The organism is Nocardia sp. NPDC004711, assembly GCF_053601595.1.
In genome coordinates this window covers 92,535-110,168 of record NZ_JBSGCB010000033.1, presented here as the reverse complement: position 1 = coordinate 110,168, position 17,634 = coordinate 92,535, and the positions used below count along the sequence as shown (strand labels likewise).

Sequence of the window (17,634 nt, the reverse complement as noted above, 5' to 3'; positions counted from 1 at the left end):
TTCGGGTCATTTTGACTACCTTTGCTCGTGACAACTTGCCAGACGGACGATACGCCTTCACGGCCATGATGAAACGAGCATGCTTCAAATTTTGAGGGAACAACTTCTCGGAAGCGACAGCGCGTACGTGCCCCGCAGAGTGCTCGATCATCGGCAGTAGCGGACGTCCAGGGCGCTCAGATCAGCATGGCCGGTTGATCTTTCGATGCCCGGCGCTGGCCTACTTGGTCAGCGCGGTATGCGGCAGTAGCGGACGTTCTCGCGGTGACTTCAAATTGCGTCGACCACTGGTTCTGTTGCTGTGCGGCGAATTTCGGCAGCTACCCTGTCCGGAGCCTCGAGCATCGGTACGTGTCCCACATCGGGCAGCATGACAACCTGGCGGCTGGCTGACGGTGTGACCAGTTGTGCGCCGAAGCGCGAGGGCGGGATCACGCGGTCACAGGCGCTGAAGACGATTGTGGTCGGCGTGGTGATCCGGTCGAGAATCTCCAGCGCTGTGTCGGTCGGCCATATTGCGTTGATGTCTCGCGCGGTGCAGTATCCGGCCGATTGCATGACGATCGCAGCCAGGTCGGGCGCGACAAGTCCTGGCCGGTGGCAGAACGTACGCATCGTGGTGACCTTGCCGATGGCGGCCAGTGCCGGGTTCGCGAACCCCCTCGACAGTGGTGCGAGGTATGCGCCGAGCTGGAACTTGCGCCGCAGCCGGTCGGCGTGGCGGCTGCCGCGCGACCATAGTCCCGCGGAGGCGATGGCAGTCACACTGCGCGCTCGGCCACGCTGGGCGAGCTCGAGCGCAATCCACCCTCCCAGGGAGTTGCCGGCGATGTGCGCTGTCTCCCAACCAGTCTCGTCCATCAGTGTTTCGATATGGTCGGCTCCTGCGGCAACGGTCAGCGGCCGGTTGCCGACAGGGCCTCCCAGTGGAATGGGAGAGTCGGTGCGAGAATGTCGAACTCGTTCGACAGCTCGTCGATCACCCCATCCCAGCAATGCCACGTCTGCGTGAACGCGTGTAGCAGCAGAAGGGGTTCACCTGAACCGCTCCTACGGAGCCTCGCTGGTGTCGCCGAAGTATTCGCTGCATCGTTCATGCGCGTTCTCCGCCCTCCTTTCGTTCTTCCCCAACGCGATTCGGAGTCGCGACCTGCCTCGGCACTCCACCGTGCGAAGCCTCGGGACGAGGTTACAAACAAGCTCACTCGATGTCTACTACCACCTGTAGTTGAGCCTGGATCCTTCGCAATCGGCGCTCGCAGTCGAGATCGTGTCCGATATACGTCCGTGCGCGACATTCGGCAGTACGGTGCGTTCGGCCGGCGGCTGTATGGCGCTCTGCCCGTTGATCTTCCGATGCCCCGCGCTGGCGTTCGGTCAGCGCGGTTTGCGGCAGAGGCGGACGTTTCGGCTGGCATGACTGCGCATTGCAGCGGGTGTACAACACTCGGCTGGTGATCTTCTGAGGGTTCGCGCGGGCCGTTTCGGTCAGCGCGGTGTATCCAGGTCATATCGTGCCTGGCCCGTGGCCGTAATCTCCTACATGCAAGCGTCATCGCCAACCGTATGGATCCATCCAATGAGCTGCGCCGATCAGACGGAGGATGACCTGTGTCCGCTGACGACATGTCGATGCCCGACCCGATGGACGCTGCCGCGGCCGATGCCGGTCCTTGGGATGCATCAGCCTTGTCACTGTTGCGGACGTGGGACCCAGCATGGGCCGACGCGTGCAACAAGATGGCGACCAATCCGTGGCGTAGTGGGGTCCTGAGCCGGAAGTTCGTCGAATTGGTCAGTGTCGGGTTGGCCGTGGCGTGTACCAATCTTGATGGGCAGGCGACGCGGCGGCATATGCGTGCCGCGCTTGCCGCCGGCGCGACGCGCTCCGAGATCCTGTTCGTGATCAAGTGCGCGACCATGGTCTCGCTCCACTCGTGCAGCGTCGCCGCGCCGATCCTGCTCGACCAGGTACAAGCCAGCGGGAGCGAACCCGTGTCTGAAACCGGCGGGCCGCCGACTCCGTCGTGTGATGTGATGCGCGCTGCCGGACAGTGGAATGAGGCGTGGAATCCCTTTTTCGACCTCGACCCCATATGGACCGACGAGTTCATGGCGACCGCTGTCGGCATCTATCGCAGCGGGGTCATGTCCGCCAAAGAGACCGAGCTTCTCAGCATCGCCCTGGATGCGTCGTTCACACACCTGTACTCACCCGGGATTCGACGCCATATCAAGGCTGCGCTGGGCGCCGGCGCGACGACTCAGGAGATCATGGAAGTCCTGAAACTCTGTGTCGCCCAGGGAGTGCAGGCATGCAACCTCGGTGCCGCGATCCTCGCCGATGAGCTGTCTCGAGTCGAGTCGCATGAGTGAAATCGGGCCATAGGATGGGACATAGCAGTACAGCGATCATCACCCGCGAATTTGACGTATCTCGACCGAGAGCTTCGGAGGCGAGAACATGTACTTCACTGATCGATCACTGCTCCCCGAGAACCAGGCACCGCTGATCATCACCGCGGCCCCCTACGGGCCGTTGTGGATGCCGTCGGACTATCCCGACGACATCCCGGTGACCTGGGACGAGCAGGTCCAGAAAGCCGTCGACTGCTTCGAGGCCGGCGCCCGCATGCTGCACATCCACGTCCGTGACCCGAAAACCGGCAAGATTTCCAAGAACTTCGACGAGTACAGCGCCCAGATCGGCCGGCTGCGCGAGGCCGTGCCCGACATGGTGTTGCAAGTCGGCGGCTCCATCTCGTTTGCTCCGGAGGGCGATGCCGTCGCCAAATGGCAAAGCTATGACACCAGGCACATGCTGACCGAGCTGGACCCCAAGCCCGACCAGGTCACCGTGGCCATCGGCTCCAGTCAATACGACATCACCTCGATGCTGACCGTCGACGATATCGAGGGCACCCACATGGCCGATCCGCACATCATGTGGCAGTACTCGCAAATGGTCGCCGACGCCACGCCGGAGTTCTACATCGAAAACCTCAGACGCCTACGCGAAAACCGCATTCAGCCCTACTTCGCGCTGGCCCACGTGCACAACCTCGAGATCGTCGAACGACTCATCCGGCAAGGCTTATACATGGGTCCGGTCAATGGGTTCTACAGCATGGTCGGCGGCGGCGCGGCCGGCTCGAACCCCTTCGACCTGATGGAACTCATCCGCCGCGCTCCACAGGGATCGTGCTTCACCTACCAGTCGGTGTTCCGGCTGGTATATCCGATCTCAGCGATGTGCATCGCGCTCGGTCAGCACGTCCGTGCCGGAATCGAAGAAAACCTGTGGGGCCCGGTCAAGGGCCAGAGGTTCACCACCGTGGAAATGATCCGCAAGATGGTGCGCTTCGCCGAGGAGCTCGGCCGACCGATCGCGACGCCCGAGCAGACACGGCAGATCCTCAAACTCGGCACCTGGTACAACACCGCCGAGGAGACACTGTTCAACCTCGGGCTACCCCCAACCGCGACGAAGGCCAGCGCGGCTTCCTCACCTACGAGGGCTTCCACACCTTCGAAGAAGAAGGCAGAGTGCACGCAGCAGCCGCAGCCGGTCCCACCGACCCACGCGACATCCTCTAACTCTCGTGACTCGGGACGTTGGCTCCACTGCCACGATCTCGAAGGCCAGCTGCGGGGCCGATCACCGGCAACGCCGGAACGGTGATACCGGTGTCGGTGAGTCGGTAGTCGAGCGACGGAACTTTCCGTGGAGTGCACTGCATTCGGCATGATGGTGCGTTCGGCCGGCCCCGGATCGGCACGGCCGGTCGATCTTCGGCTGCCGCGCGCTGACCGGTTCGCTCAGCGCGGTATGCGGCATCAGCGTGCATTTACGTTCGCCGCGAGTCTCACGATTGTCGATACGCCGACTGCGGGGACGGAGCGATGAGATGTCTCGAACGGACTGGCTGCTGGTGTTCAGAGTCGGCGGTCGTCGGCCGGGATGAGTAGGGGAAGGGCGAAGTGGCACAGTTCTTCAGCTGCATCGACGTTTTGTGGGGTCTTGCCCAGCATTGGCTCGAGGATGCGGGGGGCGGGCGCGCCGGGCCAGGTGTGGCCCATGCCGTGAATGGTCCATGCCTCCACGCGGGTCCCGCCGACGCCACCGCCGACGGCGCGCCGGGTTACCGCCAGATGATTGGGGACCGAACCTGCCGGCCGTTCTTCGACCGTCTCCTCGGCGGTGCAGCGATCGATTTCGGCCCAGTGCCGAGCAGTGTCGGCAAGTGAGAGGGTCCGTCCGCGGAGTTCGCCATTCGGGCCGCGGCGTCGTGAGTGTCCGCCCTCGATCGGGACCACCCGATCGGCGGTGCCGTTGATCAGCAGCGCTGAGACTGCGTGGGTCGGCTGCAGGTCGGCCAACTCGGCGGGTAACCCGCCCGCGATCGCGGCGAACACGGCAACCGATTCGGAGGCCTCCAGTGCCATCCGGTGCGCCATGAACGCGCCATTCGAGATGCCCGCCAACAGCAATCCGTCATGTCTGGTGCCGTGGTGATCGGCGCACCACTTGGCGACTGTCCGTAGGAAGGCGACGTCGTCCACCGCATGTCGGTCACCGGTGGTGACACCGCGGCCGTCCGCCCAGGCTCCGCCGAAAGCCTCCGGATAGGCCACCGCGATGCCATGCCGATCGGTGCACGCGCCAAATCCGTTGGTGCGCTGCGATATCGAATCGGCGAAGCGCTGGAGCGGTCCGAGTACCGACGACCGGTTCCCGTGCAGAACCAGCACCAGCGGTAAGTCCGCACGCGGCACGGCGGGTAGCCGTAGCGCGAACGACCGTCGCCGTCCATCGACGCGCAAGTGCACGGTCTTCATCGATCCCCCGTAGTGAGATATACAGCCTAACTGTGCAGTTTACCTGTCCTGCTTTGAAGCGTGGACGAAGGTTCAACGCGCCCGCCCGTCGGCTATACCGCGCGCTGACGAGGTTCGGTCGGGGCCCAGATGACTTCTGCCCGTTGATCTTCCACGCAGCCGCGCCGGCCGGTTCGGTCAGCGCGTGGTCGGCTCCGGTATCTCAGCCCGGATTGTCGGCGTGGGTGAGGGTTTCCCACATGGAGAACATGTCCAGCCCGGCTGGGCGTTGCTTGTCGGTGAGGCGCTCGGTGTCGGGGAGGTCCAGGTGCATTCGGTTGTGCAGGGCGTTGTAGGCGACCTCGGTGACGGGGCCGAGTTCGCGTTGTAGCTGCCCTCCGCAGAGCCAGGTCGGCATCGGTTGTCCGAGTTGGTATTTCGAATGTAGTTCGAGGGCGGCGCGGAGGCGGTCGGCTACTTGGGGGTAGAGGTCGTGTTGTTGGATGCGGCCGGTTTCGGCGATGTGGGCGATCGCTGACAGGCCATATCCGGTGTGCGCGAAGTCGCGGCACGTTTCCTGTGCGACGCCGTCGACGAGCGACGATTGGCCCCACCAGTATTTGGTGATCTGATCCGGGGTGGAGGCGTGGGTGCGGACCGAGATCCGCGGTTGTGGACCGTCCGAGGTGAGGTAGATATAGGCGGGGACGCGATCGAGGTACATCGTTGCCGCAGTGTCGTAGGCGTGGTGATCCTCGAGGAAGACGCCGATGCCCTGGGTGGCCTCGATCATCGACAACTCCCAGTTGCCGTTCGACGTGGAGCCGGTGATTACCTTGGGCAGGTATACGTTTCGCAGCAGGTCCTGGAATCGAGCCAGATCCGGCCAGCTGCCGGAGTAGGTGTAGCGGACGATCTCGGCCGCGCGGGTCCACACCGAGGCCGCCCATCCACTTTGTAGCGGGGCGTTGCTGCCGGTGTGATCGGTGAGCGTCGCCGACCACGCATCCATGACCTGAATCGACTTCCGCGCATAGCGCTCGTCACCGGTCAGATACCACGCCAGCGCACTGGTGTAGGCGGCGTCGGCGTCGCGCCGCTCATCACTGCACCCGTTGTCGGGGTGGTCGTAGGGTCCGCAATCAACTACTGCCCGCGGCTTCGCCACGTACCCGAGGCCCGCGTACTGGCTCGCCATCATCGTGTCGAAGGCCGCCTTCCACGGCTGCGCCTGCGCCCGCACCTGCTGCCGCACGAAATCCAGCTGCCCCCGCGACTCCAACACTCCCGGATGCACGAACCCCGCGGCGTCGGCGACAACGCTCGACGTCTCCGCCGGATGTGATGTCCCCGAGGGCGATCCGCATCCGATGAGCGAGCCGGCGATCACAACGACAGTCAGCGCCAGCCGGAGGGACCGGACCTGACGATTGACGCGAGACGACCTCACCACATCCCCAATCAGGGCAGCATTCAACACAATTCGGCCGTTCGGGTCCCGGTGGGCACGCCTGGATCGACCACGAAGACAGTACACCCGGCCGCCTCCGGCCCACGGTGAATGACCGAGCCGGCCCTCGTGTCGCGCGGGTGACCTCGGTCGCGATCGCCACCGGCTCGAACACTTCACCATGCCGCTCATCGGGAATCGCCGATCGTGTGCTTTCCGGCGTGTGCAAATATTTCGCAATGGCTGGTGGAACGCATATGTGGCCGGTGGTCGACCTGGCCGATCTGCTCGATGTCCTCGATCTGACCGAGGTCGGGGCGGGTCGGTTCCGTGCTCGCAATGTCACCTCGACGCTGCCGACGACGCTCGGGAGTCAGACGCTCGCGCAGGCCGTGGTTGCCGCGGAGCGGACGGTGCCGCACATGGCCGTGCAGTCGCTGCACGGCGTCTTTCCACGCGGTGGGTATGCCGACCGGGACGTCGATGTGGCGGTCGAGGTGGTGCAGTCGGGGCGGGCGCTGGGGACGGTCCAGGTTTCGTTCTCCCAGGAGGGGCGCGAGCACGCGCGGGTGCTGACGATGCTCAGCGCGGAGGAGCCGGACTTCCTCAGCCACGGTGCGTACCTGCCCGAGGGGGTGCCGGGGCCGGAGGAGTGCGAAGAGCTGCCGTGTGCGCTGTTGCCCTGGGAGGTGCGGACACTCGGCGGAGCGGACGCGCTCGCGGCCGAGCTCTCGGGACCGCCGGCCCTGGATGTGTGGATGCGCTGTGACAAGGCGCCGGATCTGCCCGGCCTCGGTCGCGCGCTGCTGGCGTACGGCAGCGAGGGCTTCCTGGGCCCGGTCGCGTTGCGGCCGTATTCGGAATCCGAGATCGCGCGCCGCGGCGGCCGCGGCGCGTCCGCGATGCTCACCCAGACCGTCACCTTCCATCGGCCGTTCACGATGCACGACTGGCTGCTGCTGCACTGCGAGAGCCCGTTCGCCGGTGGCGGCCGAATGTTCGGTCGGATCCAGATCTTCACCCAGGCCGGTGATCTGGTGGCGTCCGTCTCCGCCCAGGGCCTGATGCGCCAGGCCGGCTGATTACCCGCATCGAGCCTGCTGCCGCGACCTGGGCCCACCCCGCGTAACCGAGGTGAGTCCGCCGGGTTTGTAGCCTGGACGGGGTGGATGCTGTGGACTTCGGTGACGAGCCCGGTACGGGGTGGGATTTCGCGGGTCCGGACGATGCCGGATGGCCGGGCGGCGCGATGATCGGTTATCGCGATATGGGCAGGGCCGGACTGGACCTCCGGGTTGCCGGGACGACGGCGGTCACCGTGGTGATCGGCTTCGGTGCCGGCGCGGTGCTTGTCGACGATGTCATCGGCCGGCGAACCCTCGACGGGTTCGCCGCCGGGCTCGCCCTCTCGGCCATGCGCGTACGCAGCGAACGAGCCGCGTGTATCGAGATTCGCCTGTCGCCGATACAGGCATACTCCCTGTTGGGTGTTCCCCCACTCGATTTGGGCTGCGGCGTTGTCGCGCTGGAGGATCTCTGGGGACCGCGGGTTCGGGTACTGCGCGAGCAGCTCGCCTCCGCCCCGGCCTGGGACGAGCGTTTCGCGCTGACGAAATCGTTTCTGGCACAGTGCGACACCCAGAATCGGTCGCCGGACCCGGAGGTACTCGAGGCCTGGTTTCGAATCGAGTCCGCGCACGGCCGCTTGCGGATCGGCGAACTCGCCCGATCGCTCGGCTGCAGTCACAAGCGGCTGGGGTCGCGGTTCGAGTCCCAGATCGGACTCACTCCCAAGCGGGCGGCGATGCTGGCCCGATTCCGGTATGCCGTCGACAAACTGATGGCGGGCCGGCCCGCCGCCGACGTGGCGGCGGAGTGCGGGTACACCGATCAGGCTCACCTGTGCCGCGATGTATCGATCTTCGCGAACGACACCCCGAGGGCTCTCACCGCACACTATCTGCCCGCCATCGCCCGGCACCGGTACCGGGCCTGGGGAGAATTTTTCCAATACCGGGCCGGGTAGCCCGGCCGATAGTGGTGGCCATCGACATCGACAACGAGAGGACACATGTCGTGACCACCACCCTCGATTCCACGCTGCTGCAGGCCGCCCTGGACGCCGTCCACCGTGCGGGCATGCCGGGAATCTTCGCGGAAGTCCGCGCCGGTGACCAGATCTGGTGTGGCGCAGCCGGAGTCGCCGACGTCGCAACCGGCCGGCCCGTCACGAGCGATATGCGCCACCGCGTCGGCAGCATCACCAAGACGTTCACCGCCGCCGCCGTACTGCGGCAGGTCGACAACGGTGAGATCGAGCTCGACGCACCGATCGGCCGCTACCTACCCCGTCTGGTTCCCGGGGATCGGGGTGCGGCGATCACGGTACGGATGTTGCTCAACCACACCAGCGGCCTCGCCGAATACCTGCCCCATGCCTACCCGTCACTCGCGGCCTTTCCGGACCTGGCGCGGACGACGCCGGACAGCCTGGACGACAACCGATTCACCCGCTTCCACCCGACCGAGCTGATCGAGATGGGTGTCTCGGCGCCCCCCACCGGAGCCCCGGGCGGCACCCCGGGGATCTACTCGAACACCAATTACCTTCTGCTGTGCGAACTTCTGGAGTCGGTCACCGGCACCTCGGCCGAGAAGTGCATCACCAGCGACATCATCGAGCGTGCCGGGCTGCGCGACACCGAACTCCCGGCCGGACCGCACATCGACGGTCCCCACTCCCTGCACTACGAGTCGTGGTTCGGCATGATCGAACCGCCGCGTGACTACAGCGTTTTCGACATGTCGTGGGTCGGACCGTCGGCGTCACTGATCTCCACCGTCGCGGACCTGAACCACTTCTTCGGCCTACTGCTCGCCGGTGAAATCATCAGCCGCCCAGCCCTGGCGGAGATGCAGCGCACCGTTCCGGTCATCTCGTTCGAGGGAAAGACCCTCGACTACGGTCTCGGCCTCCAAACGCTGCCGGCCCCCGGCCCCGCTACCTGCTGGGGCCACGACGGCTCCGTCTGGGGCGGCGGCGCAATCTCGATGACCAGCGTCGACGGCACCCGCCAACTCTCCGCCGCTGTGAACCTCCAACGCTGGAACCGTCCCGCCGTCGCGCCGCAGCCCCATCCCATCGACGCTGCCCTGCAAGCGTTTATCCACCGGGCGCTCGCGTAGCAGCGTGTCCCGCAGCGACAGAATCCGCCTGGCTTGGTGAGCGAGCACATTTCTAGACCAGTGTCTGGAATGTGGTCCATTTCATATGGTAGCGTCACCCGCGCACAGATCGAGGTTGATCACACGGCCGTGGGGCGGGGGTCGGCGCGCGGCGTCCGGCTTGCCCTCGAGGGTTGAAAGACCGGTCGTACGAGGAGGTTCGATGTCGACGGCTGAGATGCCGGTGCGGCCGGATGCCGAGGGGATGACCGTGGCGCGGGTACTGCGCCGGAACTTCGCCGAGACCGTGCTGTCGAGCCTGGCCACACTGGGGCGCGCATTGCGGATCGGCGTCGGCGCGATCCGCATCGGTGTCATCGATGTCGTGCGGCTGCGCTTCCCAGTGCACGAAACGCTCACGCAGGCTTGGTTTTTGATCCGGGTGACCGCCATTCCCAGCGTGCTGATGGCGATTCCGTTCGGGGTCATCGTCTCCGCGCAGGTCGGCAATATCGTCTCGCAGCTGGGCGCCGACTCGATGATCGGCGCGGCCGGTGGGCTCGGGGTGATCAAGCAGGGTGCGCCGATGGCCGCCGCGATGCTGCTCGGTGGTGCGGGCGCGGCCGCGATCGCGGCCGATCTCGGGGCGCGGACCATTCGCGAGGAGGTCGATGCGATGCGGGTCATGGGCGTGGATCCCATTCAGCGCCTGGTTGTTCCGCGCATCGCCGCGATGATGCTGGTCGCCCCGCTGCTCAATGTGCTGATCGTGTGCATCGGCATCGCCTCGGGATTCGCCGTGGCGGTGGCCGCGCTCGATGTCACTCCGGGCAGCTACTGGCAATCGTTCGGCGCCTTCACCACACCCATCGACATCTGGGTGTCGCTGGCCAAGGCCCTGATCTTCGGGCTGCTGGTGGTGGTGATCGCCTGTCAGCGCGGGCTCGAGGCCAAGGGCGGCCCGCGCGGTGTCGCGGACGGGGTGAATGCCGCGGTCGTGATGTCGGTGGCGGCGGTCGCGGTGCTGAACACCGCGATCACCCAGGTGGTCACCATGTTCTTCCCGGTGAGGATGGCGTGATGGCGGCGTCCTACCTCCCGGCCGGATCGCGGTGGGCCCGCCGCGGTCTCGTACATCCGCTGCACCCGATCGAATCCATCGGTTTCGCACTGGGTTTCGGCTGGCAGGTGCTCGCGTCGCTGCCGTACACGCTGGTCCACTACCGGCGCGAGACGATCGCGGTGATCACCGACATGACCTGGGGACGCGGCTCGGTGATCATCGGCGGCGGTGTGGTGCCGCTGATGCTGCTGCTGGGTGCGGCGATGGGCGCGTCCATCGGCATCGAGGCCTTCAGCGCCCTGAATCTGCTGTCCCTCGGCCAGCTCAGCGGCCTCATCTCGGCGTTCGGGGTGACGCGCGAGCTCGCGCCGATCGCCGCGGGCGTCGGCTTCGCGGCGCAGGCCGGGTGCCGGATGACCGCGGAGATCGGCTCGATGCGCATCTCCGAGGAGATCGACGCTCTCGAATCGCTCGGCATCCGGTCGGTGCCGTTCGTGGTGACCACCCGGGTCGTCGCCGGAATCATCGCCGTCGCACCGGCATTCGTCGTCGCCCTGATACTCAGCTACTTCTCGTGCGAGGTGATCGTGACCACCGTCCACAGCACGCCCTCGGGCACCTACGACCATTACTTCGATCAGTTCGTCGCCGGCTGGGACGTGATCGCCGCGACCATCAAGGTGATGCTGTTCGCGGTGGCGGTTGTGTTGATCCACTGCTACCAAGGGTTTTTCGCCACCGGCGGGCCCGAGGGCGTCGGGATCGGCTCGGGGCGCGCGATCCGGGCGAGCCTGGTGTCGATCATCGCCCTCGACATGGTCGCCACCATCGTGCTGTGGGGTTTCCGCTCGCCCATCTCCTTCACCGGGTGACGCCATGCCACCTTATGCACTGCCCGGAACCGAAGTCGGCCCGCGCCGGGCGCGGATATTCGGCGTGTGCGCGCTCGTGCTCGCCGTGTGCACCGGCATCGGCCGGCAAGCGTGGCCGGTATCCGCACCGGCCGACGAGATCCATGTGGCGTTGGTGGTGAGCCAGGTCGGCGCGGGCGTCGGGCACGGGACCGATGTGCGGCTCGACGGCGTGCGCGTCGGATCGGTCGGCGCCATCGACGTCGCCGGGCGTGGTCGCCAGCGAATCATGTTGAGCCTGACCGGTTCCCAGCTGTTCGGCCTCACCGACGCGGTGAACGTCGACTACGCGCCGGGCAACCTGTTCGGTATCAGCGCCCTGGACCTGCACTCGGCGACGGGCGGCACGGTGCTCACCGACGGGATGACCGTGGATCTGACCGGGACGGCCGATCGGGTCCGGGACGCGACGCTGGCGACCCTGCTGAAGTCCACCGGCAAACTGACCGGCACCGTGCTCACACCGCAGCTGACCGAGTTGCTGCGCACCGTCGCACACGACCTCAGCGCGTTCACCCCGCTGTTGCAGGCCATCGGCGCCACCGCCCGGGCGTTCGCCGAAACCCAGCAGCTGCCGCCGTCGCTGCTGTTCGACCGATTCGGCTCGGCACTGGCGGGACTGCCGCCCATGCTGACCGGCGGTCTGGCCGTCCTGGAGGCGAGCTATGTGAACAAGCAGCTCGCCTCCCCGGAACAGCTGGCCCGATTCGGCGCCATGTTCTCCGGCATCCGCACCGATCTGCTGCCTACCGCCACGACCCTGCTCGGCACCTCGCAGCGCTACTTCTCCGGCCTGTTGCCCATCGGCACAACGATTCTCGACCAGGTGTCCGCGTCGATCAGCACGCCGGACCGCACCGCGAGCGAGCTCACCGAACTGCTCACCCGGCTCGGCGCGGCGTTCCACGACACACCGGATGGACCGGTGCTGAACGCATCCGTGGAACTGACGGGCGTGCCCGGTTTGGCGACGCCGCTCGCGGCGGTCCTCGGCTCGCACCCGGTGACGGGAGGCCGCTGATGTCCACCCGTGCCCTGCTACTGCGCGTGGCCCTCGCAACCGCGCTGATGGGTGTGGTGCTGGCGGGCGTGTTCCGCGTCGTCGAACGACCCGTCAGCGGCGAAACCGACTCCTACACAGCACTGTTCACCGATGCGAACGGTCTGCGCCCCGGTGACGACGTGCGCCTCTACGGCGTTCAGGTCGGCAAGGTCCGCGACGTCGGGCTGGACGGCACGCTGGCGCGGGTGCGGTTCAGCGTCACCCGCGCCCACCCGCTGTTCGTCAACAGCAAAATCGCCATCCGGTACCAGAACCTCACCGGATTCCGCTATCTCGACATCGAACAGCCGGATCGGCCCGGCGCACACCGGAATCCGGCAATGGTCTTCGGCACCGCGGAGACCGTCCCCGCTTTCGACATCACGACCCTGTTCAAGGGCCTGCAACCGGTGCTGGCGCAACTGTCACCGGAGGACCTGAACCAGTTCGGCGCCGGCATGCTCGCCGTCATCCAGGGTGACGGGACCGGGCTCGGACCGGCGCTGGGCGCCATCGAGAAGCTGAGCCACTACGCCTCGGACCGGCAGGCGGTGCTCTCGACCCTGGTGGCCAACCTGTCGCAGATCTCCGATCACCTCGGCGGCAGATCGGGCAATGCGATGAAACTGCTGACGAACCTCACCGACCTGTTCGTCACCATCAGCGACAAGCTGCCCGGTCTGGTCAGCTTCTCCGACCAGATTCCCCCGGTGCTGCAACCACTTCGGAGCATGCTGACCGTGCTGGGCGTCACCGGCGCCCCCGATCACGACCTGGACGCCGTGCTGAAACAGGCGTTCCCGGATCCTCGGGAGGCGGTAGCGGTCTTCGACCGCCTGCCCGGCCTGATCCAGGCAATGACGGCGGCCGTCCCGGCGACCGGCCCGGAAGCCGCCATGACCTGCTCACACGGCGCTGCCACCGCACCCGAACCCCTGCGCATGCTGATCGCCGGACAAAGGATCGTCCTATGCCACAGATGATTTCGTGGCGGCGACGCACCCCGCACGACCCGCACCGCGCGCCGGTGGGAGAGTCCGCCCGCGACCTTCGTTGGGGGATCGCCGGCATCTGCGCCGCGGTCGTGCTGGTGATCGCGATCAGCGCCGTCTACATCTCCGGGACCTCCCCGGAACGAACCTATACGGCGGAGATGACCCAGGCCGGTGCCGTCCGGCCCGGCGACGATGTCCGAATCGCGGGCATTCCGGTCGGCAAGGTGAAATCGCTGACCCTGCTGGCGGATCGGGTCCGCATGGAGTTCACCGTCTCGGAGCGGGCGTTCCTCGGCGATCAGACCACCCTCGACATCCGCATGCTGACGGTCGTCGGCGGCTACTACGTCGCGGTCGAACCCGCCGGGGGCAAGCCACTCGGGTCGTCGGTGATACCGCCTGATCGAGTCATCGTGCCCTACAACCTCACTCAGGCTTTCCAGGACGCGATACAACCGGTCCAGCGGATCGACGGCGACGTCCTGCGGCAGGATCTCGCCGCCGTGGGCCAGTCGATCGGCGCGAACCCGGACTCGGTCCGCGTCGCCGTCCGTGCGGCCGGGGATCTGGTGGAGGTCCTGGACAAACAGAACGCCGCCATCTCCCGCACCCTGTCCCTCGCCGACGAGTATCTGACCGCGCTGCACCAGAATTCGGATGTGCTGGCGCGGCTGCTGACCACACTGGGCACCCTCGAGACGATCGTCCAGAACAACAAGGTGCAGGTGGCTCAGGCGCTGCGGGATCTGGCCGCGGTGTTGCGTGATCTGACCCCGCTGGGCCGAGCGTGGGACGTGTCGCTGAAACAGCGGGCGCAACCGCTCGCCGACGCGATCCCGAAGCTGTCGGAACTCGGCGGCCGGCTGGGCGCACTGGTGGATTCCCTGCGCGGCTTCGAACAACGTCTGCTTCCGCTGCTGCCCGCCGGCGGCGGCGTGAGCGTCGACCAGTCCGCCGCCACGCTCGCGGTTTCGGCGGTGTGCGTACCCGTTCCGGGAGGGGGATGTTGACGGTGAGGAGAATCCTGGCCTCGCGCGGGCTGATGTCGGCCACGGTGGTCGTGACCCTCGTATTGGCCGCCGCCATCGGCCTGAAACTGAGCCGACCGCATCCGCAGCTGCGCGGCTACTGCGCCGACATGCCCGACAGCATCGGCCTGTACCAGGGCAGCGCGGTCACCATCATGGGCGTGCCGGTCGGCCGGGTCACCGACATCCGGCCCGTCGGCACCTCGGCACGCGTGCGATTCGAGATACGGGCCGATCGCAAACTGCCGCCGGAGGTCGGCGCGGTCACGGTCAGCGACACCCTGGTCGCCGATCGGAAGCTGGCCCTGATCGGCACCGAACCCGCGGGGCCAGGCTGGGACGCAGACCACTGCATCACCAAAACCCTGACACCCAAGAGCCTTTCGGAGACCTTCGCGGCCCTCGCGGGCCTGGTCGACAAGCTCGACGGCACCCGGGACCCGAGTCAGCGCTCCGCCCTCGCCGACGGGCTGGACGCGCTGGACAACGCCACCGCGGGCACCGGTGACCAGATCAACGCCATCCTGCTCGCGCTGTCCCGGGCGCTGCAGGCGCCCGATGCGGCGATCGGCCATCTCGGCAAGCTGCTGGACGCGCTCACCGAACTCGCGCATCGCGCCCGCGGCGGATGGGATCGGGTGCAGGACACCGTGACCGGCTTGCCGCAGACCTTCGGTGATATCGACACGATCGCGTTCCCGCCCATCATCGATCTCGTCGCCGCGCTGGCGGAGGTCCTGCCACAGGCCAACGACGCGCTCATGATGCTGGGGTCGCCCGCGCTGCGCGCACTGGAGTCGATTCCCGACCTGCCGCACCGGATCGCGTCCGGGGTCGGCTCGCTGGCGGACGTGATCCGGATGGCGCCCGCGGTGGCGGACGGGTTCGCTAGTGCTGTCGACCCGGTGTCCGGCAAGCCGACCATCGGCTACGCACCGCCGAAACTCGCGCTCGCGCAACAGGACACGGATCAGATCTGCACCGCCGTGCGGGCACTCACCGGTCAGGAGTGCCGGAACTCCGGCGGCGTGGTGACGGTGCCCGCCCTGCCCGCGCTGCTGGCCGCGGCGGGTGCGCGATGACGGCCGGGCGCGCAAGCAAGGCGTCACGCCGCGTGGCGCGGTCGGTGGTCGCAGCGCTCACCGTGGCTTGCGCCGTCGGGTGCGGCTTCCAGCCCGCGGACCTGCCCGTCCCCGGCGCCGGAGTGGGTGGCCCAACCTATGCGCTGCACATCGAATTCGCCAACGTGCTCAATCTTCCCCAGGGCGCCAAAGTGATCGCTGACGGCGTCCGGGTGGGACAGCTGACCCGGGTGACGCTCGTCGACCCCGTGGCCGCCGCTGCGGACCGGCCCGCCCGCCGGGGATACGCCATCGCCGACATCGCCATCCGGACCTCGGTGCGACTGCCGATGGGCACCACGGCAGAACTGCGACAGGACACTCCGCTCGGCGATGTGCACATCGCGCTCACCGAACCGGCCGCGCCGGCCGGGGGTGAGCTGGCGGTGGGCGCGACGATCCCGCTCGCGAACACCACCCAATCGGCCTCCATCGAGGACATTCTCGCGGGCCTGTCCACCTTCGTGGGCAGCGGTGCGGTGTCGGATATGCAGAGCATCGTCCGCCAGGCGAACGCGATACTCCCCAAGGATCCGGCGGACACGGCGCGCATCGCCGGGATCCTGGGCTCGGATCTTTCGGATCTGGGTGATCACCTGGGTTCGATCGACACGGTGCTCGACGGCCTGCAGGCGACGGTGGAGGACGGATTACGGAAGAACGCACCCGTGCTCGACGATCTGCTCACCCCGTACGGCGTGCAGCACACCACCGATGCGGTGAACGCGGAGATCGGCGTGATCTTCGTGCTCACCTCGCTGGACCCGCTCGCACCCGCCGCGAAATGGCTGGCGCCGCTGCTGCAATCGCTCGACGGCAGTGTGCGGGCGGTGGTGCCCGTGCTCTTCGGCGCGCACCCGCTCGACACCGATTCCCCGTCCAATATGAAGCGGCTGGTGGATCTCATCCAGAACCGGATCATTCCCTTCGTCGACCGGGGCCCGAAGGTCGATCTGGTCCAGGTCGCCGTCGACCCTGCTGCGGGTTCCGCGATGTCACCCGATGAGCAGACCGGCCGGATTCTCGACACCCTCCGGATGATCGGTGTGGTCCGATGAATCTGCGTGCGGCAGTGTCGCTCTCGGCGATCGCCGCGGTGCTGGTCCTCGGCGTCGGCTACATGTCGGTGGGCGTCCTCCACCTGGATCCGCGGCGGTCGTTCATCGTCGCCGAGATGCATCTGCCCGATTCGGGTGGTGTGGGGCCGAATACGCCCGTCCTGCTGTCGGGCATCCAGGTGGGGCGCGCCGAGTCGGTTCGCAAGCAGCCCGCCGGTGTGCTGGTTCGGCTGCGCATCGACGACCGGTACCGCATCCCCGTGGCCGGCGATGTGCGCATCGAACAGCTCTCGGCGCTGGGCGAGCCCTACATCGAATTCGCGCCCGGTACCGCCGCCGGGCCGTATCTCCAGAACGGTCAGACCATCGCGGCCGACCGGATCAGGACGCCGATGACGATCACGGCTCTGTCCACTCGGGTGGTGGAGCTGCTGAATCAGGTTCATCCCGAGTCGATTTCGCGCCTGGTCGGCACCTTCGATACCGCGCTGGCCGGAACGGACGCGGCCGTGCAGACCCTGCAGCGATCGACGACCCTGCTCGCCGCCGCGCTGCTCAGCCGCACCGCCGCCCTGCGGCAGCTGTTCGCCGACATGCAGGCCATCGGCGGCAATATGGAGTGGCTCGGCCCCTCGCTCGCCGATGCCGGGCCGAAGTTCGGCGAATTCGGCATCACCCTGAACCAGATCGTCGCCTCGGGCTCACTGCTGGCCGAAAGCCGGCCGGTCCCCGACTACTTCACCGGCGACGGGCTCGTCCCGTTCCTCACCGATCTGAACGCGCTGCTGGACAAGATCGGTCCCGCCATCGCGCCGCTGGCGCCGGTGCTCGAACCGATGCGTGACGCGGTCGGTCGCGCACCCGCCATCGATATCAGCGCGTTGATCGACCAGGCCCTGCAGGGCGTCGGTGAGGACGGCGCAGTGCATCTCCGGATCGCCATCAAATGAACACAGACACCGTCGGGCATCACCGCGCGGGCG

The 17,634-nt window shown here is 66.9% G+C and carries 15 protein-coding genes and 1 pseudogene; 13 read left to right on the top strand and 3 right to left on the bottom strand.

From position 1 onward, the window contains the following. Nucleotides 1-270: 270 nt before the first annotated feature. A complete protein-coding gene (locus ACWEKS_RS30435; RefSeq protein WP_452343269.1) occupies nucleotides 271-1,002 on the bottom strand; it encodes an alpha/beta fold hydrolase in 732 nt (243 codons plus the stop codon). A gap of 609 nt (nucleotides 1,003-1,611) precedes the next feature. On the opposite strand from ACWEKS_RS30435, the gene ACWEKS_RS30430 reads away from it, so the two are divergent. Together ACWEKS_RS30430 and ACWEKS_RS30425 are read left to right on the top strand one after the other, a co-directional pair. After that, complete coding sequence (locus tag ACWEKS_RS30430; protein ID WP_452343268.1) at nucleotides 1,612-2,376, top strand: carboxymuconolactone decarboxylase family protein; 765 nt, start codon at nucleotides 1,612-1,614, stop codon at nucleotides 2,374-2,376. A gap of 88 nt (nucleotides 2,377-2,464) precedes the next feature. Further along, nucleotides 2,465-3,504: pseudogene (locus ACWEKS_RS30425) on the top strand (3-keto-5-aminohexanoate cleavage protein); the annotation flags it as partial. A 432-nt stretch (nucleotides 3,505-3,936) separates the two neighbouring features. On the opposite strand, the gene ACWEKS_RS30420 reads toward ACWEKS_RS30425, so the two are convergent. Together ACWEKS_RS30420 and ACWEKS_RS30415 are read right to left on the bottom strand one after the other, a co-directional pair. Then, nucleotides 3,937-4,839, bottom strand: coding sequence for an alpha/beta hydrolase family esterase (locus ACWEKS_RS30420; protein ID WP_452343267.1), 903 nt, complete (start codon nucleotides 4,837-4,839; stop codon nucleotides 3,937-3,939). Nucleotides 4,840-5,041: 202 nt separating this feature from the next. Next, complete coding sequence (locus ACWEKS_RS30415) at nucleotides 5,042-6,103, bottom strand: alginate lyase family protein (protein WP_452343266.1); 1,062 nt, start codon at nucleotides 6,101-6,103, stop codon at nucleotides 5,042-5,044. Between the two features lie 404 nt (nucleotides 6,104-6,507). Here ACWEKS_RS30415 and ACWEKS_RS30410 point away from each other — a divergent pair, with 404 nt between their 5' ends. The 11 genes from ACWEKS_RS30410 (at nucleotide 6,508) to ACWEKS_RS30360 (ending at nucleotide 17,601) form a co-directional block, all read left to right on the top strand. Further along, nucleotides 6,508-7,350 carry an acyl-CoA thioesterase gene (locus tag ACWEKS_RS30410; RefSeq protein ID WP_452343265.1) on the top strand — a complete coding sequence of 281 codons (843 nt, stop codon included), beginning with the start codon at nucleotides 6,508-6,510 and terminating at the stop codon, nucleotides 7,348-7,350. An 83-nt stretch (nucleotides 7,351-7,433) separates the two neighbouring features. After that, on the top strand, nucleotides 7,434-8,294 hold the full coding sequence (locus ACWEKS_RS30405) for a helix-turn-helix domain-containing protein (protein ID WP_452343264.1): 861 nt from the start codon (nucleotides 7,434-7,436) through the stop codon (nucleotides 8,292-8,294). Between the two features lie 50 nt (nucleotides 8,295-8,344). Beyond that, entirely contained in the window at nucleotides 8,345-9,454 is a 1,110-nt protein-coding gene (locus tag ACWEKS_RS30400) for a serine hydrolase domain-containing protein (RefSeq protein WP_452343263.1), read from the top strand. 202 nt (nucleotides 9,455-9,656) lie between these two features. After that, the gene (locus ACWEKS_RS30395) at nucleotides 9,657-10,514 is read left to right on the top strand and encodes an MlaE family ABC transporter permease (RefSeq protein WP_452343262.1); all 858 of its coding nucleotides are present in this window, start codon (nucleotides 9,657-9,659) and stop codon (nucleotides 10,512-10,514) included. Then, nucleotides 10,511-11,368, top strand: a complete 858-nt coding sequence (locus tag ACWEKS_RS30390; RefSeq protein WP_452343261.1) for an ABC transporter permease — start codon at nucleotides 10,511-10,513, stop codon at nucleotides 11,366-11,368. Before ACWEKS_RS30395 ends, ACWEKS_RS30390 begins: the two co-directional genes overlap by 4 nt. A 4-nt stretch (nucleotides 11,369-11,372) precedes the next feature. After that, a complete protein-coding gene (locus ACWEKS_RS30385; protein WP_452343260.1) occupies nucleotides 11,373-12,428 on the top strand; it encodes an MlaD family protein in 1,056 nt (351 codons plus the stop codon). Next, nucleotides 12,428-13,432, top strand: a complete 1,005-nt coding sequence (locus ACWEKS_RS30380) for an MlaD family protein (RefSeq protein ID WP_452343259.1) — start codon at nucleotides 12,428-12,430, stop codon at nucleotides 13,430-13,432. Before ACWEKS_RS30385 ends, ACWEKS_RS30380 begins: the two co-directional genes overlap by 1 nt. Then, a complete protein-coding gene (locus tag ACWEKS_RS30375) occupies nucleotides 13,420-14,454 on the top strand; it encodes an MlaD family protein (RefSeq protein ID WP_452343258.1) in 1,035 nt (344 codons plus the stop codon). The genes ACWEKS_RS30380 and ACWEKS_RS30375 overlap by 13 nt, the downstream gene beginning before the upstream one ends. Beyond that, complete coding sequence (locus ACWEKS_RS30370; protein ID WP_452343257.1) at nucleotides 14,448-15,554, top strand: MlaD family protein; 1,107 nt, start codon at nucleotides 14,448-14,450, stop codon at nucleotides 15,552-15,554. The genes ACWEKS_RS30375 and ACWEKS_RS30370 overlap by 7 nt, the downstream gene beginning before the upstream one ends. Further along, a complete protein-coding gene (locus ACWEKS_RS30365) occupies nucleotides 15,551-16,651 on the top strand; it encodes an MlaD family protein (RefSeq protein ID WP_452343256.1) in 1,101 nt (366 codons plus the stop codon). The genes ACWEKS_RS30370 and ACWEKS_RS30365 overlap by 4 nt, the downstream gene beginning before the upstream one ends. Beyond that, entirely contained in the window at nucleotides 16,648-17,601 is a 954-nt protein-coding gene (locus ACWEKS_RS30360) for an MlaD family protein (protein WP_452343255.1), read from the top strand. Before ACWEKS_RS30365 ends, ACWEKS_RS30360 begins: the two co-directional genes overlap by 4 nt. Nucleotides 17,602-17,634: the final 33 nt, after the last annotated feature.